This window comes from Pseudomonas sp. PGPR40, from assembly GCF_022014505.1.
GTDB lineage: Bacteria > Pseudomonadota > Gammaproteobacteria > Pseudomonadales > Pseudomonadaceae > Aquipseudomonas.
The window spans coordinates 96,059-116,161 of sequence record NZ_JAKLSP010000010.1 but is presented as its reverse complement, the minus strand read 5'-3'; the positions used below and the strand labels follow the sequence as shown (position 1 = coordinate 116,161).

18 protein-coding genes are annotated in these 20,103 nt (G+C 58.7%); 7 read left to right on the top strand and 11 right to left on the bottom strand.

Going from position 1 to position 20,103, the window contains the following annotated elements:
* Positions 1–115: 115 nt before the first annotated feature.
* Both MEB48_RS11115 and asd read left to right on the top strand, forming a co-directional pair.
* Positions 116–931, top strand: coding sequence for a rhodanese-like domain-containing protein (locus MEB48_RS11115; RefSeq protein WP_237884303.1), 816 nt, complete (start codon positions 116–118; stop codon positions 929–931).
* 19 nt (positions 932–950) lie between these two features.
* Positions 951–1,811: an archaetidylserine decarboxylase gene (gene asd, locus MEB48_RS11110; RefSeq protein WP_237884302.1), complete on the top strand. Its 861-nt coding sequence runs from the start codon at positions 951–953 to the stop codon at positions 1,809–1,811.
* Between the two features lie 57 nt (positions 1,812–1,868).
* On the opposite strand, the gene MEB48_RS11105 is transcribed toward asd, so the two are convergent.
* Positions 1,869–2,270, bottom strand: a complete 402-nt coding sequence (locus MEB48_RS11105; protein WP_095053017.1) for a lectin OAA family protein — start codon at positions 2,268–2,270, stop codon at positions 1,869–1,871.
* 196 nt (positions 2,271–2,466) lie between these two features.
* Here MEB48_RS11105 and MEB48_RS11100 point away from each other — a divergent pair, with 196 nt between their 5' ends.
* Positions 2,467–4,257 (top strand): molecular chaperone, encoded by a 1,791-nt coding sequence (locus MEB48_RS11100; protein ID WP_237884301.1) that lies wholly within the window; start codon positions 2,467–2,469, stop codon positions 4,255–4,257.
* Positions 4,258–4,386: 129 nt separating this feature from the next.
* Here MEB48_RS11100 and serB read toward each other — a convergent pair whose 3' ends face one another.
* On the bottom strand, positions 4,387–5,601 hold the full coding sequence (serB, locus tag MEB48_RS11095; RefSeq protein WP_237884300.1) for a phosphoserine phosphatase SerB: 1,215 nt from the start codon (positions 5,599–5,601) through the stop codon (positions 4,387–4,389).
* 134 nt (positions 5,602–5,735) lie between these two features.
* Here serB and MEB48_RS11090 point away from each other — a divergent pair, with 134 nt between their 5' ends.
* Positions 5,736–7,271 (top strand): AhpA/YtjB family protein, encoded by a 1,536-nt coding sequence (locus MEB48_RS11090; RefSeq protein WP_237884299.1) that lies wholly within the window; start codon positions 5,736–5,738, stop codon positions 7,269–7,271.
* A gap of 253 nt (positions 7,272–7,524) precedes the next feature.
* Here MEB48_RS11090 and MEB48_RS11085 read toward each other — a convergent pair whose 3' ends face one another.
* From MEB48_RS11085 to MEB48_RS11060, 6 genes are all read right to left on the bottom strand, one after another.
* Positions 7,525–8,238, bottom strand: coding sequence for a PqiC family protein (locus tag MEB48_RS11085; protein ID WP_237884298.1), 714 nt, complete (start codon positions 8,236–8,238; stop codon positions 7,525–7,527).
* Between the two features lie 176 nt (positions 8,239–8,414).
* Positions 8,415–10,682: a DNA topoisomerase IV subunit A gene (gene parC, locus MEB48_RS11080; protein ID WP_237884297.1), complete on the bottom strand. Its 2,268-nt coding sequence runs from the start codon at positions 10,680–10,682 to the stop codon at positions 8,415–8,417.
* A 10-nt stretch (positions 10,683–10,692) separates the two neighbouring features.
* Positions 10,693–11,214 (bottom strand): retropepsin-like aspartic protease family protein, encoded by a 522-nt coding sequence (locus tag MEB48_RS11075; protein WP_095052871.1) that lies wholly within the window; start codon positions 11,212–11,214, stop codon positions 10,693–10,695.
* Positions 11,211–12,200 (bottom strand): esterase-like activity of phytase family protein, encoded by a 990-nt coding sequence (locus MEB48_RS11070; RefSeq protein ID WP_237884296.1) that lies wholly within the window; start codon positions 12,198–12,200, stop codon positions 11,211–11,213. Before MEB48_RS11070 ends, MEB48_RS11075 begins: the two co-directional genes overlap by 4 nt.
* Positions 12,200–14,104 carry a DNA topoisomerase IV subunit B gene (gene parE / locus MEB48_RS11065; protein ID WP_237884295.1) on the bottom strand — a complete coding sequence of 635 codons (1,905 nt, stop codon included), beginning with the start codon at positions 14,102–14,104 and terminating at the stop codon, positions 12,200–12,202. Before parE ends, MEB48_RS11070 begins: the two co-directional genes overlap by 1 nt.
* A gap of 67 nt (positions 14,105–14,171) precedes the next feature.
* The gene (locus tag MEB48_RS11060; protein WP_237884294.1) at positions 14,172–14,780 is read right to left on the bottom strand and encodes a YqiA/YcfP family alpha/beta fold hydrolase; all 609 of its coding nucleotides are present in this window, start codon (positions 14,778–14,780) and stop codon (positions 14,172–14,174) included.
* 315 nt (positions 14,781–15,095) lie between these two features.
* On the opposite strand from MEB48_RS11060, the gene MEB48_RS11055 reads away from it, so the two are divergent.
* Both MEB48_RS11055 and MEB48_RS11050 read left to right on the top strand, forming a co-directional pair.
* Positions 15,096–16,193 (top strand): hypothetical protein, encoded by a 1,098-nt coding sequence (locus tag MEB48_RS11055; protein WP_237884293.1) that lies wholly within the window; start codon positions 15,096–15,098, stop codon positions 16,191–16,193.
* Positions 16,193–17,095 (top strand): hypothetical protein, encoded by a 903-nt coding sequence (locus MEB48_RS11050; RefSeq protein WP_237884292.1) that lies wholly within the window; start codon positions 16,193–16,195, stop codon positions 17,093–17,095. Before MEB48_RS11055 ends, MEB48_RS11050 begins: the two co-directional genes overlap by 1 nt.
* Before the next feature lie 26 nt (positions 17,096–17,121).
* Here MEB48_RS11050 and cpdA read toward each other — a convergent pair whose 3' ends face one another.
* From cpdA to MEB48_RS11035, 3 genes are all read right to left on the bottom strand, one after another.
* Positions 17,122–17,937 (bottom strand): 3',5'-cyclic-AMP phosphodiesterase, encoded by an 816-nt coding sequence (gene cpdA, locus MEB48_RS11045; RefSeq protein ID WP_237884291.1) that lies wholly within the window; start codon positions 17,935–17,937, stop codon positions 17,122–17,124.
* A 98-nt stretch (positions 17,938–18,035) separates the two neighbouring features.
* Positions 18,036–18,488, bottom strand: coding sequence for a DUF1249 domain-containing protein (locus MEB48_RS11040; protein ID WP_008004854.1), 453 nt, complete (start codon positions 18,486–18,488; stop codon positions 18,036–18,038).
* Entirely contained in the window at positions 18,479–19,096 is a 618-nt protein-coding gene (locus MEB48_RS11035) for an NUDIX domain-containing protein (RefSeq protein WP_237884290.1), read from the bottom strand. Before MEB48_RS11035 ends, MEB48_RS11040 begins: the two co-directional genes overlap by 10 nt.
* Before the next feature lie 239 nt (positions 19,097–19,335).
* On the opposite strand from MEB48_RS11035, the gene MEB48_RS11030 reads away from it, so the two are divergent.
* Positions 19,336–20,082 carry an RsiV family protein gene (locus MEB48_RS11030; RefSeq protein ID WP_237884289.1) on the top strand — a complete coding sequence of 249 codons (747 nt, stop codon included), beginning with the start codon at positions 19,336–19,338 and terminating at the stop codon, positions 20,080–20,082.
* Positions 20,083–20,103: the final 21 nt, after the last annotated feature.

Sequence of the window (20,103 nt, the reverse complement as noted above, 5' to 3'; positions counted from 1 at the left end):
GCTTAACGACAGGTGTTAGGGCCTGTTTTCAGTTATTTCCTGTGCCGAAATAACTGATAACAGGCCCACATGACGCTGCGCTACAATCCTCCCCTTTGTGCTCTGGAGACCTCACATGTCTGACTTCTCTGGCTTGGCGCTGGTGATCGAGCCGAGCGACCTGCTCCCGCGTCTCGACTCCCGCGAACTGATTCTGGTGGACCTGACTAGCAGCGCCCGCTATGCCGCAGGGCATATCCCCGGGGCACGCTTTGTCGATCCAAAACGCACTCAACTGGGTCAGGCGCCTGCGCCAGGCCTATTGCCGACCCAAGCCGCGCTTGAAGCATTGTTCGGCGAACTGGGCCATAACCCCGATGCGGTCTATGTCGTCTATGACGATGAAGGCGGCGGTTGGGCCGGGCGCTTTATCTGGCTGCTGGATGTCATCGGCCACAGCAAGTATCACTATATCGACGGCGGCCTGCCGGCCTGGCTGGCAGAAGGCTTGCCAATGTCGATCCAGATCCCGCCAGCGGTCGGCGGCCCGGTCGCCCTGACCCTGCACGATGAACCCATCGCCACTCGCGAATACCTGCAAAGCCGTCTCGGTGCCGCTGACCTGGCAATCTGGGATGCACGCGGGCCGCTGGAGTACTCCGGCGAGAAAGTGCTGGCAGCCAAGGGTGGGCATATTCCCGGCGCGGTCAATTTCGAATGGACCGCCGGCATGGATCAGGCGCGCAACCTGCGTATCCGCACCGACATGCCGAAGATCCTGAAACAACTCGGCATCAGCAAAGACAAAGAAGTCATTACCCACTGCCAGACTCACCATCGTTCTGGCTTCACGTATCTAGTGGCCAAGTCGCTCGGTTATCCGCGAGTCAAAGGCTACGCCGGCTCCTGGGGCGAATGGGGCAACCATCCCGACACGCCCGTAGAGATTTAAGGTTTTTTAAGGACAGTTAATGAATAAGCGTTTGTTTATCCTCAGCCAATACCTGCTACCGCACCACTTGCTCTCGCGACTGGCCGGCTGCATTGCCGAATGCCGCGTGCGCTGGTTCAAGAACGCCTTGACCGCCTGGTTCGCCAAGCGTTATCAAGTGGACATGTCCCAGGCGCTGGTCGAAGACCTGACGGCTTACGAGCACTTCAATGCGTTCTTCACTCGCGCCTTGAAAGACGGCGCTCGTCCGTTGGACCAAACCCCTGGCGCGATTCTCAGCCCGGCCGACGGTGCCGTCAGCCAACTCGGCCCGATCGAACACGGTCGGGTTTTCCAGGCCAAGGGCCACAGCTTCAGCGTGCTGGAACTGCTGGGTGGTGACGCAGCCAACGCCGCGCCATTCATGGGTGGCGATTTCGCTACCATTTACCTGTCACCCAAGGATTACCACCGCGTGCACATGCCGCTGGCCGGCACTCTGCGCGAGATGGTCTACATCCCCGGCCGGATCTTCTCGGTCAACCAGACCACGGCGGAAAACGTTCCGGAGCTGTTCGCTCGCAACGAGCGTGTGGCGTGCATTTTCGATACCGAGCGCGGGCCGATGGCCGTGGTACTGGTGGGCGCAATGATTGTGGCGTCGATTGAAACTGTCTGGGCCGGGTTGATCACGCCGCCAAAACGCGAGCTGAAAACCGTCCGTTACGACGAAGCCGCCCGTGCGCCGATCCATCTGGAAAAAGGCGCGGAACTGGGTCGCTTCAAACTCGGCTCTACAGCGGTCGTGCTGTTTGGTCCGGACCAGGTGAAATGGGCTGAAGGGCTCGGCGCCCTTTCGCCAGTGCAGATGGGCCAGGGCATCGGCCTGCCAAACGCCTGATCCTCTGATCCGACCCCTGCGAACGTCTTCGCGGGGTCGGACATTTCGGTGGTGCCGTTACTCTATCTGTCCACGGAAGCCGATCGGCCCTTCGTCGGCATAGGTATTGGTGCCACTGAGGTTTTTCCCTCCATCGCTGGAGGTCACGCTCAACGCCACAACGTTCTGATTATCCCGACCTCCGATGACCCATTTGCCACCCGGATGCCACGGGGCATCGTTGCCGCCCCACTGATTTTCAACGTTGTATTGGTTCTGGCCCGTGCGCTGAGCCTTGAAGCCAATGGGACCTTCACCCGCATACGTCATGGTGCCGGTGAAACTCTTCCCGCCATCGCCCGATTTGATCTCGATCGCGACAACGTTCTGGTTGTCCCGCGCGCCTAGCGTCCAGTCTCCGCCCGGATGCCAGGGTGCCGAACTACCGCCCCATTGATTTGCCACTACATATCTAGACATAAACTTCATCTCCTTGAAGTTACAAAGAGACCTGCCCTGCGTAGGCAGCAGGCCATACGACTGTGTATCCGGTCGCACGAGTGACAGATTAGTAGTACGCCCGGTTGGCACTCGACTGACAGACAAACGGTAAAACCCATAGCTGCTACAGTCAGATCATTCACTGCCCATTTAACGGTTGGAGTTTGTCCACGGCATGAATGAGACCAGTCCCCACCTCCTGCTACGCGCACAGATCTCGACGCAGTCACATCTGACTTTCTGCGAAGCCACGCCTCGCGATCTCAAGCGCTGGATCGCCAATCTGCCCAAAGCCAACATCGGCGAAACCGCTCGCCAGTTGTATCAAGGCTTGAGCGAACTCAATCAACTGCTCACACCCAGCGACAATCGCCTGCAATTGCTCGAACTGTTGCGGCCCGAGGTGTATTACGTCTGCAAGCACCTGGAGCGGCATTTCCTGCATCAGGCCATTGTGCTCGACGAACGCTCGCGCAAGATTGCCAACCTTTGCCAGGCGCTGCAGAGTCACATGGCGATCGGCTACAAGCAAATCGTCATCCGCATCGCACCGCGCTTCAGCAAGGACCGTGCGCCGCTGCTGACCCTGGCTTTGCAACGGGCAATCCATTGCCTGAACGGCGCGTTGATCCGCGCCACTGAACTCTATTGTCCGGTGCCCGAAAATCTGTGGCTGGAATTACATCAGCTGTACCGGATTGGCTGTCAGTTCCAACTGCAAAATTTGAGCGTGCGCGATGAACTGGCCAGTCAGACGCAAAGCCTGAGCATCGCGCAAACCTACGTCGTCGCCCTCCTGCTGGGGGCTTCACGCTGCAATCAACTGCGCCAGAACCAGATCGCCCGGCTCGCCGAGGTGCTCGAACCCTGGAGCCATTGGATCAAACTGCAACCGGCCAAACCGGACATCGGGTTGTTTGCCATCGCTCCGGATCTCGACACCGGGCCGCGTTATCGCTCCAAATTCCTCGCCGAACAACAGGAGAGCTTGCTCGGGATCGACCCGCAACCTCTGGTCGCGGCCATCGAAACCCATCTGCAACAATCGGCCGACAAGGCATCGCCGTTGCCCGTTCCGACGGGGCTGAATCTGGATACGCTGCAACACCTGCATGCCGCCTGGGGGCAGACCGCCGAGCGCAGTTTCCAGCGCACCGTCGGCCACGGTACGTTGACCCTGTGCGTGGGCATGAGCGCTCTGCACTTTTATCTCGGCGGCAAACGCTCGTTCAACGACATTTTGAAGAAACCCGGCGCCCGCCCCGCGCAGTTCTCGGCGACCGATCCGACAGGTCGCGCCAAAGACCAATGGAGACAAGCCTTCGACGCCGCACCCCATGGCACCGCAGATACGCTGCTGCCCTACGAAGAGATCGAATACCCGCGCTTTCAAAACGATGACAGTCACGAGGCATCCGACCGCCAGCAGCATTTCCCGACCTATGTACTACCGGTGATCAATCACAGCCCTGGCGGCTATTGCCTGGCCTGGCCCGGCGCGGTGCCCACCGAGCTACAGGCTGGCGAAATGGTCGGTATCGAAGACACTGCCGGTCAAGGCTGGAGCATTGCAGTGGTGCGCTGGATCCGCCAGGTGCGGGGCGGCGGCACACAGATGGGTATCGAGCAAGTCGCGCCTTGCGCCGAACCCTGCGGCGTGCAATTGATGCGTTCTCACGACGAGCACAGCCAATACTTGCGCGGGCTGTTGCTGCCTGCCATCAGCGCCATCGACCTTCCGGCCACCCTGCTCACGCCGCGCCTGCCGTTCCAGGAAGGCAACAAGGTGTTGATCAATACCAACGGCGAGGAACGCCGTGCCGGGCTGGAGCGTCGGGTGGCGAGCACCAACAGCTTTAATCAGTTTGCCTATCGTTTGCTTGAGACGGCCAGAAGCGATAACGCCGCGAAGAGCGGCGTTGTCGGGGTCGCGGAAGAGTTTGATTCGTTGTGGCAGTCGCTTTGAGCGTAAGTCCGTAAAACCGCGGCGCGCCCTTCGCGAGCATGCCCGCTCCCACATTGGATCTATGTCGATCACACGATCAATGTGGGAGCGGGCTTGCTCGCGAAGAGGCCCTGTCAGTCAATACAAAACTCAGAGCTGCCCGTCGCGATCCCGGAAGCCCAGCAGATACAGCACGCCATCCAGCCCAAGGGTGGAAATCGCCTGCTTCGCCGATTGCTTGACCAGCGGCTTGGCGCGGAATGCCACGCCCAATCCGGCAATCGCCAGCATCGGCAGGTCATTCGCACCGTCACCGACGGCAATCGTCTGCTCCAGACGTAAACCTTCCTTATGCGCCAGCTCACGCAGCAAATCCGCCTTGCGTTGCGCATCGACAATCGGCTCGACCGCCACGCCAGTGACCTTGCCATCGACCACGGCCAGTTCGTTTGCGAACACATAGTCGATGCCCAGCTTGGCCTGCAATTGCTTGGCGAAGTAGGTGAAACCGCCCGATAGAATCGCGGTCTTGTAGCCCAGACGCTTGAGTTCGGCAAACAGGGTTTCGGCGCCTTCAGTCAAGCGCAGGGAAGCGCCGATGGATTCCAGCACGCTGATGTCCAGCCCTTGCAGCAAGGCCAGGCGCTCCTTGAAGCTGGCGCGAAAATCCAGCTCGCCGGCCATCGCCCGCTCAGTGATGGCGGACACCTGGTCGCCCACACCGGCGATTTTCGCCAATTCGTCAATGACTTCGGCTTCGATCAGCGTCGAGTCCATGTCGAACACTGCAAGACGACGGTTACGACGGAACAGTGAATCTTCCTGGAAGGCAATATCGACGTTCAGCTCGTGAGCGACACTGAGAAATTCAGCTCGCAGCGCTTGCGGGTCAGCCGCCTCGCCGCGCACGGAAAACTCGATGCAGCCCTTGCCCTTGTCGGCCGGCGTGTCCAGCGGCATGCGCCCGGACAGACGATCGATATGATCGATGTTCAGACCATATTTGGCGGTGATCGAACTCACGCGCTGCAATTGTTCGGCGGTCACTTTGCGAGTCAGCAGGGTGACAATATGGCGTTTCTTGCCCTGATTGCCGACCCACAACTGGTAATCCTCTTCGGACACCGGCGTGAAACGCACCTGCTGCTCTAGCTCATAGCCTTTGAACAGGATGTCCTTGAGCACTGAGTTACCTTGTTCGGTATCGGGAATTTCAACCAGGATGCCGAACGACAAAGTGTCGTGGATCACCGCCTGACCGATGTCGAGAATGTTCACACCACCCTGGGCCAGAACACCGGTAATGGCCGCAGTCAGACCCGGACGGTCGACTCCCGTGATGTTTATCAGGACGATTTCGCGCAAGGCGCACCCCCGCAGGTGGAAAAAAACCGCATTCTACCCATTTTCAGTGACCATCGGGCACCGCGAGCGCTTTGACGGCCTATGGCCTGTCGCTATACTGCGCGTCAACTTCACAGACAAAGAGCCGAGCTCAAGTGAACCGGCCCACGCCAGTAAAAACCGATAACTTCTTTCTGCTGATCTTCCGTGCACTGCGCCATCGCCGCGTACCGATCGCATTGCGCATTGCCAGCCATAACGTGATCCTGGTCGCTCTGGCCCTGGTGATCTATGCCTGTGTGATGGGTTTGCAGTTCAAACAGGCCATGCACGAGCAGGCGGATGCCCTTGGCGAAAGCCTGACCACCCAGACCGCGACCTCGGCCACGGAGCTGTTGGTGTCCAATGACATCCTCAGCCTGAACGTGCTGCTCAACAACCTGACCAAGAATAAACTGGTGGCCCACGCGGCCATCTACAGCATGGACAACCGCATCCTTGCCGAGTCCGGCCAGCGGCCCAAGCACAGCCTGCTGGGCGAAGCCGAGGGCATTTACCAAAGCAAGATCACCTTCCAGGACGTGACCGCCGGGCAACTGCGCATCAGCCTGGACATGGATCAATTCCAGCAACCGATGACCATCAGCCTGCAAAGCATGGGTATTTTGAGCGCCATTCTGCTGGCGCTTTCCCTGGCCTTGAGCCTGCGTCTGGGTCGGCATATTTCTACGCCGCTGCTGCAATTGCGGGTGTGGCTGCGCAATATCGACGAATACACCCCGGCCACCGAGCGCCAGGATGAGATCGGCGACCTCGCCCGTCAGCTGCACGCCAATTTCGCGCCAGAGCCAGCCGAACCCGAGCCTGCGCCGGAGCCTGAAGATGACGACAGCGATTACGAAGACGCCGACGATAACGAACCGACCTTCGAAGTGCGCAACCTGCGTGATCCAAGCTTCGACGAAACCAAGCCTGTAGCCGGCCTCAAGCCTGCCCCACGGCGCATTGTCAGCACCGTCGAAGATGATGAGGACGACGAAGATCCGTTTGCCGATCTGCGTGACGACTCGACAGACAGCGCACCGAAACCAGTCGTAAAGCCGCAGGCATCGAACCTGCCACAGCACAGCGCGGTACTGGCGGTGCAACTGGGCGCGCAAGATCAGTTGCGCCGCCTGCCCCGCGCACGCCTGGAAGAGCTGCTGAAACGCTATCGCGATTGCCTCGATCAGGCCGCGTCGCTTTACCAGAGCGAACTGCACACTCTGAACGATGGCAGCACGCTGATGCTGTTCCACACCGAAGACAGCGGCGATGACTACCTGACCAACGCCATCTGCTGCGGTGAGTTGCTGCGAGCCCTGGGTCATCAGTTGCAGATCGAAGTCGCTGACAGCGGCATCACTCTGCAATTGCAACTGGGCCTGACGCTGGGTGACGAGTTGTTCGGCCTGAGCCAGATCGACCTACTGCTGACTGAAACCGCTCAGGATGCACTGGCGCTGTCGCAACATAGCCGCAACCTGCTGTTGGTGGAGCGCAAGATCAGTGACGACGCATTGATTCGTCAGCGTGCCCGAATCCGGCCGATCGCAAGCCCGGAGGGTGCGTGCTGCGTAGAACGCTTGATGGAGCCCTATCCGTCAATGCTGGAGCGGCAACTGGCGCGGATGCACGAACGCCGGGCGTAGGCGTTGACCCTCGCGGTAAAGAAGCCCGCAGACGAGTAATTGTCTGCGGGCTTTTTGTTGCCTGTTCCGGCCTCTTCGCGAGCAAGCCCGCTCCCACATTGATCTCGGCTGTCCACAAACGGTGTGTTCACTGAAGATCCACTGTGGGAGCGGGCTTGCTCGCGAAGAGGCCATCAGACGCACTGAAGATTTCATTCCGCAGAAACAACAAAGCCCGCATCAATGCGGGCTTTGGTTTTGAATCATTCCAGACTTAGAACCTGAACACTTCCATATCGGTCCGAATCGGCGACGCCATCGGAATCTTCGGCTGCTTTTCAGGCGCTGCTGCCGGTGCCACAGGCTTGGCAGCTGGCTTGCGTGGCGCTTCGGCAATCGGCGGCTGGTTGGCCAGCGGCTTGAGCGCCGTGGACAACTGCTCGGCCAGACGCTGCAGCAACACACCCTGAGCCTGAACCTGAGCCGCAGTTCCGCCAGCGTGCTGCTCCTGCAGATGAATGATGCGGTTATCGCGCACCTGACCACGACGGTCGATCAGGCGCCATTGCGCATCAAGGATCGCCGGTTGCAACGCACCTGAGTCCAGACGCGTGATCGTCAGCAGAACCTGAACATCCGGCGTGAAGCCCAGTGTTGCCGGTGCCAGGACAACGCGTTGGCTGTCCAGATGACCGGCCACCTGACGCAACAACAGCTGATCGATGTCGGACGACAGGCTACCCGCCCAACGACCATCAACCGAAGCTTGCAGGCTGCCATCGGGCTGACGCTGCAACAGGGTTTCGCGTTGCAGGTAGTCGGCAACCGTTACCGGGCCCAGCAATACCGCCATGCCGGCGCTTTGCGCAGGCTGAACCGGACTTCCGCTGTCCAGCTGATACAGCGACACCGGCTGGTGAGTGCTGCAACCCGCCAGGCCAAGAACGCCAGCGAGCATCAAAATAAAAGGAAGGCGCAGAGCAGTCATCGTCCCATCCAGGTGGCCGCCACAAGGCTAACCACAGTGAAAATACTCAAAAAATATGAAGAACGCTCGGCCACGCCGGCGCTTGAAAGGCCATATCATCCGTGAATATGCGTTCCGACTCCAGCGCCAAAGCGCCGATCTACGCGTTAAATCGTAGATCGAGCGCTCTAGGACGCTTAATTGAGGTTTTCGACGAACAGCGCGTCCACCCTCTGAAAGCCACGTGGCAGTTTGTTACCGCGACGCCCACGCTCACCTTTGTAGTGTTCAAGGTCATCCGCCTTCAGCGACAAGGTACGTTTTCCAGCCTGTAGCACCAAAGTGGCACCCTCCGGCAAAACGGCGATGTCCGTGACATATTCTTCGCGACTGGCAACACGTTCACCGGAAATTCCGATGATCTTATTGCCTTTACCTTTACCTAATTGTGGCAGATCGCTGATTTTGAAAATCAGCAGGCGACCTTCGGTGGTCACCGAGGCCAGCCAGTTGTGCTCACGATCGGCCACCGGGCGCGGCAGAATCACTTTGGCGTTGTTCGGCAAACTCAACAGAGCCTTGCCCGCCTTGTTCTTGGCTTGCAGGTCTTCACCCTTGACCACGAAACCGTAGCCGGCGTCGGACGCGATCACGTACAACGCATCGTCTTCCGGCATCAGCACGCATTCGAAACTCGCCCCTGGCGGCGGCGTCAGACGGCCGGTCAGCGGTTCGCCCTGGCCACGGGCCGATGGCAACGTATGCGCGGCCACCGAATAGCTGCGACCGGTGGAGTCGATAAACACCGCAAACTGGTTGGAACGACCGGCCGCCAAGGCCTTGAAACCATCCCCGGCCTTGTAGGAAAGCCCTGTAGCGTCGATCTCGTGGCCTTTGGCGGAGCGAACCCAGCCTTTTTCCGACAGCACAACGGTCACTTTCTCGTTCGGCAGCAGATCATGCTCGGTCAAAGCCTTGGCTTCGGCGCGCTCGACGATTGGCGAGCGACGGTCGTCGCCATAGGTTTCGGCGTCCTTGATCAGCTCGCTGCGCACCAGTTTCTTCAACTTGGCTTCACTGCCCAGCAGGGCTTGCAGCTTGGCTTGTTCCTTGAGCAGTTCATCCTGCTCGGCACGCAGCTTCATTTCTTCCAGTCGCGCCAACTGACGCAGACGGGTGTCGAGGATGTAATCGGCCTGGATTTCGCTCAGTGCGAAGCGCTCGATCAGTGCGGCTTTCGGATGCTCCTCGGTACGGATGATGTGGATCACTTCATCCAGGTTGAGGTAGGCAATCAACAAACCGTCCAACAGGTGCAGGCGACGCTCGACCTTATCGAGTCGGAATTGCAGGCGTCGACGCACAGTCTGGACCCGGAACTCCAGCCACTCGACCAGCAATGCGCGCAGGTTTTTCAGCTGCGGCTTGCCGTCCAGACCGATGATGTTGATGTTGACCCGGTAACTCGACTCCAGCTCGGTGCTGGCGAACAGGTGTTGCATCAGGGCATCGTGGTCAAAGTTTTTGCGGGCACCCGGAATGATCACGATCCGGCATGGGTTTTCGTGGTCGGATTCGTCCCGCAGATCAGCGATCTGCGGAGCCTTGGACGGTTTGGCCTGCATCATGGCCGCGATCTGTTCCAACACCTTGGCACCCGAAACCTGGTGCGGCAGCGCGGTGACAATGATGTCGCCGTCTTCGATGTGGTACACGGCGCGCATACGCACCGAACCGCGACCGGTTTCGTAGATTTTCAGCAGGTCGGCGCGCGGCGTGATGATTTCCGCTTCGGTCGGGTAATCCGGGCCCTGAATGTGCTCGCAGAGCTGTTCGACCGTGGCTTTCGGCTCATCCAGCAAGCGCACACAAGCGGTCGCCACTTCACGCAGGTTATGCGGTGGCACATCAGTGGCCATGCCCACGGCGATACCGGTGGTGCCGTTGAGCAGAATGTTCGGCAAACGGGCCGGCAACACCAAAGGCTCTTCCAGCGTACCGTCGAAGTTCGGGCCCCAGTCCGCGGTGCCCTGGCCCAGTTCGCTGAGCAGCACTTCGGAATAACGCGACAGCCGCGCTTCGGTGTAACGCATGGCCGCGAAAGACTTCGGATCGTCCGGCGCACCCCAGTTACCCTGGCCGTCGACCAGCGTGTAGCGGTAGCTGAACGGCTGGGCCATCAGGACCATGGCTTCGTAGCACGCCGAGTCGCCGTGCGGGTGGAACTTACCGAGCACGTCACCGACGGTACGCGCCGACTTCTTGTGCTTGGAATCAGCGTCCAGCCCCAACTCGCTCATCGCATAGATGATGCGCCGCTGTACCGGTTTCAGGCCGTCGCCGATATGCGGCAAGGCACGGTCCATGATCACGTACATGGAGTAGTTGAGGTAGGCATTTTCGGTGAAGTCAGCCAGTGACCGGCGTTCTACACCGTCCAGGCTGAGATCAAGGGAGTCGCTCATGCGGGCCTCATTATTTCGTGGTCTGGCGCAGCAGCATGGTGCCACCGCGCTGGGTAAATTCAAGTTTGTTCAGTGCGCTCATGCCGAGCAGCACCTGATTGCCTTCCAGGCCTGGCGCAACCAGCGCGCGAACATCACGCAACACAATGTCGCCCAGTTGCAGCCGATCGATGCGGGTTCGATAACCCTGGCTCAAGCCATTGGCCGTGCTCAGGGTCACCCCGAAACCTTTTTCCAGTTTCAGCCGCTCGGCCAGACTGGCCGGGATCGAAACGTCGGTGGCCCCAGTATCGAGCATGAAATCTACTGGTTGGCCGTTGATCTGGCCACTGGCGACAAAATGCCCCTGACTGTTGCCGATCAGTTTTACTTCGATAAAACCTTCGCCCTGCTCAGAGCTGACCACCCCGTTCGGGTTTTGCTGGCGCTCTTCCCATTGACCGAAAAAACGCGTTGCCAGAAACAATGCGGCGCACCAGGCCAGGATCATCAGCACCCGACCGGCGCGTTTGCCCGGTGGTTGTTGACTCATGGCTTGGCGCTCCAGCCACCTTCAGGCGCGGTAAAACGCCAGACAATCGGGCGTTTTTCCCCGTCATTACGTGCGCCGTTGTTATTGTCGATGCCGATCCAGGCGCCGTCGGCGTCCACAATCAACGCTTCCGCCAGCCCAAAGGGCTGTGAATAACGACGGTTTTCCTGCAACGCCTCGCCGGCAAACGACCAGCAGCGCTCGACCTTGGCCGTCACCGCATCACGGCGGCAGACCTGAAAGGCGTTGCGCTCAAGGGTAAACAGCTTGCCGTCGAACAAGGACAGATCGGCAAAATCCCGGGAGCGCGCACGGGCCTTGGGAAATTGCGCTGGTTGCATTTCGTCCCCCGCTTCACTCAGCAGCACACAGCCACCGTCGCAGTCCCACACTGTTTGTTTGCGCTTGATCCGCAGCAAACCACGGCGCTCACGCTCAGCGGCCAGCCACAGCGTGTCACCGGCCGGATTGATCGTCAGGCCTTCGAACAACGCATTGAAGTGCAACAGCATGCCACTGGCCCGCGCTTCGCGAACCAGTATCGGTGAGATTTTCAGCCAGGACGCCGGCCCGATTGGCGGAACTTGCAGCACCGCGGCGTGCGCTTCGCTGACGATATAACGATTGCCAACGCTGTCGCAGGTGATGCCTTCGAAATCCAGGTTCCCGCCCCGCACGAACGACGCCGCCCAGGTCCGCGAACGCAAGCCCCAGGGCAAACCGCTGTCGGGCACCAGGGGTACGTCAATGCGCACGCTTTCGGCTAGCCAGGTGTTATTGCGGGTGTCGAGGCGATAGATTTGATCATCGTCACGATCCGAAACGGTCCATAGATCCTTGCCGCACTGGGCCAGCCCCGACAGATTGCCGCCACGCATGCCGTCGACGGCATGCTCGGACAACAGGCGCAGTTCGGGTGCAGGCTGCGCGGAAACCGTCACCGAAGTCAGCAGTAACGCACACACCAGGGCCCAGCCAAATCGCATCAGCCCAGAACCTCGGCCAGGTTGCCCTTGGACTCCAGCCAGGACTTGCGATCGCCAGCACGTTTTTTCGCCAGCAGCATGTCCATCATTTCCGAGGTCGCGTCGAAATCTTCCAGCGTCAACTGCACCAGACGCCGGGTGTTCGGGTCCATGGTGGTTTCGCGCAGCTGCGGCGGATTCATTTCGCCCAGACCTTTGAATCGGGTGACCTGTGGCTTGCCGCGTTTCTTCTCGGCTACCAGGCGGTCGAGAATGCCATCGCGCTCGGCCTCGTCGAGGGCATAGTAAATTTCTTTGCCCAGGTCGATACGGTACAGGGGCGGCATGGCGACGTAGACGTGACCGGCATCCACCAACGGGCGGAAATGCTGAACGAACAAAGCGCAGAGCAACGTGGCGATGTGCAGACCGTCGGAGTCGGCGTCGGCGAGGATGCAGATCTTGCCGTAACGCAGCTGGGCGATGTCCGCCGAGCCCGGGTCGACACCGATGGCCACGGCGATGTTGTGCACTTCCTGGCTGGCCAGCACTTCGCTGCCGTCGACCTCCCAGGTGTTCAGAATCTTGCCGCGCAATGGCAGGATCGCCTGAAATTCTTTGTCCCTCGCTTGCTTGGCCGAACCGCCGGCGGAATCACCTTCCACCAGAAACAGCTCGGAACGCATCGGGTCCTGCCCCGCACAGTCGGCCAGCTTGCCCGGCAGCGCCGGACCTTGGGTAATGCGTTTGCGCTCGACCTTCTTGCTGGCCTTGAGGCGACGGCCGGCGTTGTTGATCGCCAATTCCGCCAGCAGCATGCCCATTTCCGGATGAGCGTTGAGCCACAGGCTGAACGCATCCTTGACCACACCGGAAACGAACGCTGCCGCTTCACGGGATGACAGGCGTTCCTTGGTCTGACCGGAGAATTGCGGCTCCTGCATCTTCATCGACAGGACGAACGCGATGCGCTCCCAGACGTCTTCCGGCGCCAGCTTCACACCACGCGGCAACAGGCTGCGAAATTCACAAAACTCACGCATGGCGTCGAGCAAACCCTGCCGCAGACCGTTGACGTGCGTACCGCCCTGGGCCGTCGGGATCAGGTTGACGTAGCTTTCCTGAACGCTGTCGCCGCCCTCGGGCAACCACAGCAGCGCCCAATCGACCGCTTCTTTGTTACCGGCCAGGCTGCCGCAGAACGGTTCGTCCGGCAGGCGTTCGAATTCGCTGACCGCGTCCACCAGATAGGAGCGCAGGCCGTCTTCGTAATGCCATTCGACTTTCTCGCCGGTGGCCTTGTCTTCAAAACTGACCAGCAACCCCGGGCACAGAACGGCCTTGGCCTTGAGCACGTGCTTGAGGCGGCTGATGGAGAATTTCGGTGAATCGAAGTACTTCGGGTCCGGCGCGAAAAACACGCTGGTGCCGGTGTTGCGTTTGCCGACGGTGCCGATCACTTCCAGCTCGGTCTTTTTGTAACCGTCAGCGAAAGTCATCTGGTATTCGTTGCCGTCACGTTTTACACGCACCCGGACTTCGGTCGACAAGGCGTTGACCACGGAAATACCCACCCCGTGCAAACCGCCGGAGAACTGGTAGTTCTTGTTGGAAAACTTGCCACCGGCATGAAGCTTGGTGAGGATCAGCTCGACACCCGACACACCCTCTTCCGGGTGAATGTCCACCGGCATGCCACGGCCGTCATCGCTGACTTCCAGAGAGTGATCGGCGTGCAGGATGACCTGCACCGACGTCGCATGCCCGGCCAAGGCTTCGTCGACGCTGTTGTCGATGACTTCCTGGGCAAGGTGGTTCGGCCGACTTGTGTCGGTGTACATGCCGGGGCGTTTGCGCACCGGGTCGAGGCCCGAGAGGACTTCGATGGCGTCTGCGTTATAAGAGCTAGCGCTGGGAGTGGCCATGGGGTCTCGTCGTCCGCCTGTAAAAAGTGTTCTGTGAAAAAGAATGTTCTGAAAAAGAGGCGACAAATCACAGTGCTGTGAAATCAATCGCCTGATACAAATCTGCGCCGATGCCGGCGAAACTCAGCATTGCCGGCAATCGCTCGGCAAAACCCTGGAAACTATGGTCGCCGCCCGCCTGAATGCGCAAGGCACAGGCCCGGTAATACTGCTGGGCGAGGCGATAATCCAGCGTTTCATCGCCGGTCTGCAACCACACTTGAAACCGCTGCGGATCCTGGGGCGCCGGCACTTCCAGCTCGGCCAGGGCCGTCACGTGGTCGTGGGTCATTTCCCAAGTCTCATGGGTATACAGGTTTTTCTGCGTCCCCAGGAACCCGTCGAACATCCGGTGCGGGCTGACGGCAGGGTTGATCAGCAGGGCTTTCAAGCCATGGCGCTCGGCCAAGTGAGTCGCATAGTAGCCGCCGAGTGAGCTGCCGACCAGCAGTGGCCGCCCCAGCCCGGCAATCGCCTGCTCCAGTTGACCGATGGCCTCGCGAGGATGGTGATGCAAGGCTGGCACACGCAACTGATCGTTCAAGCCCAGCCGTTCCATCACATTGATCAACTGACAGGCCTTTTTCGACGCCGGCGCGCTGTTGAAACCGTGGATATAAAGGATCGAACCAGACATTTGAGCTCCCTGGGTGTCGGCTGAAGAAAGCGGAGTTTACAGGGAGTCGGGGCGTGTTGGGGCCAGTGGTTAGATAGCTTTAAACTCGCTGCAAATAAATGCACCCCTTCCCTCAACTGACCATTGGCACTGCTTCGCCAGCCACCGCTACGGATTAATCAACCATTCGTTATCAAAATTTGCCTTGTTAGCCGTACAGATAACGAAGCGTTTTTCGATAACAATATGGAGAAATTACGTTGTTTATCTGAACAGATAACCTATCCTTATTCGATAACGAAAGGCCTTAAACCGCCTAGTCATATGGAATTCCCCATGCCCACCAATGATCCAGATCATTTTGAGAAAAATCTGCTAACCAGTTTCGCTTCGGCGCTTGAGGAGGCGGCTGGCGTCGCAGTGACCAACATCGCTTATGAAGTGCCAAGTGCAGGCCATTCGCTTGATGCCGTTGTAGAGGTCAATACGCCTGAAAGCCAGTGGCACATTCCCATCGAAATGTTGAACGAGGGCTATCCTCGCGATGTTAGAAACGCGGCGTGGACTCTTGAGGGATATCGCGCGCGGCTACCCCGAAATGCTCCAGAGGCAAACGTTGTGCCCATGGTTATTGCGAAACGTCTGAGCAAAGGTGCCCGTGAGGAACTCAAGGTCAGGAACATTGGGTATTACGATGCTAGCGGTTCCATGTATTTGCGGCATGGGCGATGGCTGATAAACATCGAACGGCCGCACTCTGGTGGTCGTGAGCACGGCCCGGTTTCTCTCTTCAGCAGCTCGAGAGAAAAAGTGGTACACGCTCTGCTTCACCTCAAAGGTGATTGGTTCACTGGATACCAGCTTGCAGATGCATCTGAAACTTCTGTCTATTCTGTCTCAATCGTCCTCAAAGAACTCGAAAGGCTTGAATGGATAGTAGCTTCTGAAGGCCGGGGTCGGGATCAGCGCAGGAAGCTGACCCAACCAGGAAAGTTACTTGATGCGTGGGTATCGGCCCGGCAGAAATCCAAAGAAAGGACATCACGCTGGTATCTATTCTGTTCAAACCCCAGACACCTCCTCACCCAGATCTCGCAGACGGCCATGAAGGCAAACATCTCAGAGGATTGGGCATTTACGGGCCCCATCGCAGCGAACGCCCTATCACCTCTTTTAACCGGCGTGGATGTCGCTGACATCGCGGTTCCTCCAGAGTCGGTCAGTGACTTTGTAAAAGCCTTGGCGCTCAAGCCTGCCGAGAAAGGCTCGAATGTCATATTGATTGAACGTAACGGTGCAGAGATGTTGTTCCGGCAAGAACATGAAGGGACATGGCTCGCTAGCCCGTTCATCCAATACATCGACCTACAAAATGGTCGAGGAAGAAACAAAGAGCTTGCCGCACAATTGCGCGCAGACATTTTGAGGATTTGATGATGGCACTGGCACCGAAGCCCAAAACAGCTGACGGTTATTCCAACGATCACACAACCGCTTGTGAGCAAGTCCTCGTTACGCTTCTGGGCGCATTTGGAACGCTGAAATCCACAATCCGGCTGGTAGGCGGACTAGTACCACGATATCTCACGCCCGAGGCACTTCCGGATATCCCGCCGCATGCAGGCACGTCCGATGTAGACGTAGTGCTTAATCTTCAAGTGATCGCTGACGGCGAGGGCTACGCGTCGCTGGCCCAGCAATTGAGCGAACGCGGCTTCGAACGCTTCATGGAAGAGAACGGGTGGGCTTCAGCCTGGCGATGGCAAAGACGCATTTCGGAACAGCATGTTGTTCTGGTTGAGTTTCTAAGGGGTGCGGGAGACCAAAAGCCTTTCTCGAAAATCTCGATTGATGGTGAGGAGGTATCCGCTCTCGCTATCGAACACGCCGAAATCACCTACGACTGGTACGAAGAAAAGCGTGTAACCGCAAAGCTACTGGATGGTAGAGGCATCGCGGTTGAGGATATTCGGTATGCGGACCTGGTGGCCTTCATCATCCTCAAAGCACTTGCATTCGACAGCCGCGGCGAACCCAAGGACGCCGGCGATATGATTCATGTGATGCAATACGCCGGTCCTCCAGAACATGTAGCCAGCCGATTCCTGACCAAAATCCAAAGTGGGGAGCATAAGAAAGCCCTGGATGCCGGTTTGGATGCCTTGCAAAGAAAGTTCGCAGAGGGAAATGGTGTGGAAGGCTACCTTCTGACCGGCCCCGTTCTATATGGACAGTTTATGCACGGCGATAACGAAGACACGTCGGAGGAGCGGATTCAGGCACAACGATTTGCAACGGGCCTCATCACAGAAGTGCTCCGTTTGATCCATGCTTGAGGAGCGCCGCCGTTCCGAGGTGAAGGTCAGTAGCCGTTGGAGCCGTAATCGACCTGGAAATCGAAACCGGTGACGCGCTCAACACCTGTTTCCAGCCCGCCATCTGGCAACAGCCGCAACCACCGATACCCCGGCGCCTGCTCGCTCACCTTGAAATCGTCACTGCCCGGCTCGAACTGAATGCAGGTCGAGGGCGAGGCGATCAGGCGCACACCGTTGCGCACCTGGTCTATTTCCTGATGCACATGCCCCCACAACACCGCACGCACCTGTGGAAAGCGATCCAGCACCGCGAACAATGCCTCTGGATTGCGCAACCCGATCGGCTCCATCCACGCACAGCCGATCGACACCGGATGATGATGGAAACACACCAGATGATGCCGCTGCGGCGCCTCGCTCAACGAGCGAGCCAGCAATTGCAATTGCTCATCCTGCAAATACCCTGGCACCGAACCTGGCACCGCAGAATCGAGCAATGTAATTCGCCAGTTAGCGATATCCACCACTGGCTCCAGCAATGCACTCTGCACTGCTGCCTTGGCCATGATCTGCGGCTCGTCATGATTACCGGGAATCCAGCGTGCCGGCGCTTCGATCTGCCGCGTCAGGTCGCGAAACAGTTGATATGACTCCAGCGTCCCGTCCTGTGAAAGATCGCCACTGGCAATCATCAGATCGATCTGCGGCTGCTGCTTCAATACCAGCTTAATGACCTGTTGCAGGCTGTCGTGGGTATTCATGCCCAGCAACGTCCCGTCCGCCTCGGCAAACAGATGGCTGTCGGAGAGTTGCACCAGCAACGCCGGATCGGCGGTGGTCAATGTGGATACGCTCGGCAAGGCGTTCTCCCAGGGCGTGATCACGGGGTGGTTAAGGGCCGCAATTATGCTGGGGGACAATCAAAAGAGGAAACCTGTGAACCGGACGCAGTTCACAACTACCGAACGACTGCGTACTCGTGCCCACATGCCAGACAGTGACTCAGCCATTCCCCCAGGAACAGATTGAGCTGAGCCTTTTCATCCGGCTGATGCATCGCGGCGTTCGGGTAAGGATAGATGCCCCGGAAGCGTCTTGCATGTTCGGCGCTGACCACTTCGGCCATGCAAGCGTCGTGATAGACCTGAACTTCAAGTTGAGGAACCGGCAGCCACGGCAGGCTGTGTTCCTGGCGTACTTGCAGCGTCGTGGTGTACGGACAGACCTGCAGCACTTCGAGGGCCAGCACACCTAGCATCTGGTCGCCATGGGTCACTGCAATGCGTCGTGCCTGCGGCTCGTTGCGCATGTCCGGTAGCAGTCGCATCAGGCGCGCGTAGTTGGCCTCGCAGGAGGCTTGCAGCCCTACGAGGTCGATCCGGTAGCGATCGCGCAGCTTGTTTACGACCATAGCCCCCTCACTTCAACGCGGTTCAAAGCCAGCCATTGCAAGGCAATGATGCTTGGCGCGTTGGCAATACGTCCGTCGCGTACGGCTTGCAGGGCATCTTCGAAGGCCCAGACCGTGACGCGGATATCTTCTGCCTCTTCCTCCAGCCCATGCAGGCCGCCAACCCCGGTACTGTCGCAACGCCCCAGATACAAATGCACGAATTCGTTACTGCCACCCGGCGATGGAAAATATTGGGTGATCGGCCAGAGTGCCCCGAATACAAGCCCAGCTTCCTCCTGCGCTTCGCGGTGAGCAACTTCTTCCGGTACTTCATCCTTGTCGATCAGACCGGCGACCAGTTCGATCAGCCACGGGTTGTCGGTCTTGCCCATGGCGCCGACGCGAAACTGCTCGATCAGCACCACTTCATCGCGCTGCGGATCGTAAGGCAGCACGCACACCGCATCATGGCGCACGAACAGTTCACGATTGATCTCGCGACTCATGCCCCCGGCGAACAATTCGTGGCGCAAGTGCACGCGATCGAGCTTGTAGAAACCCTCGTAGCACTTTTCGCGCCGAACGATATCAACGGCGGTCGGAATGGCGTTGGCAAAATCAGTCATGACTATCCTCTTTACTGCAAATCCGTTACGAGGTTCCTTTTTGTTACTTGCATTGTTACGTGCAACCTCGACTTCGCGCCATCCTAACGCGCCCGCGATGTTTGATGCAGCCCCTTTCCAGTCAGCGGGATAGACGGTGAGGGCGAAACCAACTCTAATTAGCTTAGTGGCGAACTGACTGCTTCGTTGAGAGTCGAAGCGGGTAACTTTTCGCCTTCCCTGTTTCATAAAGGACGCCCATGTCGCTTTTTAAAGTCGCCTCCGTGGCCGCCATCGCCCTGATCCTGGGCGCTTGCCAGAGTTTGTTTCAGCCCAATTACCGAGTGCCGCTGGAAACCACCCGCGACGCCTCCGAACAGCTGAAACCAGGCTGTGCCAATCCTGATTGCCCGCTGGTAAACATCGATACACTGCGTTTCCCGGACGAGCCTGCGTTGGATGGCATCATCGAAAAACGCCTGCTGCAAATGACCCGCACCACGCCCGACGCCCCTGTCGCGCCGACACTGGCGGCGTATCGCGAGCAGTTTTTGAGCAGTGCCGGCCCGCGCTACAGCAGCTATCTGCAAGCCAAAGTACGTGAGCAGCATGACGGCTTGGTGATCGTTGAATTGTCCAGCTACCTGGACACCGGCGGTGCCCATGGCACGCCGGGCCGCGGTTTCATCAACTATTCACGTCAGCAGCGTAAAGTGCTGACCCTCTCGGAGATGTTGATCCCGGGACAGGAAGAGGCGTTCTGGAAAGCGGCCCAAGTGGCGCATAACAGCTGGCTGATCAGCACCAAGCTCGATCAGGAACCGGAATTCGTGAAGAGCTGGCCCTTCGTGAAAACCCAGAACGTGGCGCTGACCTACGGTGGGGTGATACTCAAGTACGAAGTGAGCACCGTTGCGCCTTACGCATTGGGCCACGTCGAACTGAAGATCCCCTACCCGCGCCTGAACGGCATTCTCAAGCCCGAGCTGTTTCCAGGCCGTAGCTGAGGACTACCTGTAGGACAAGAG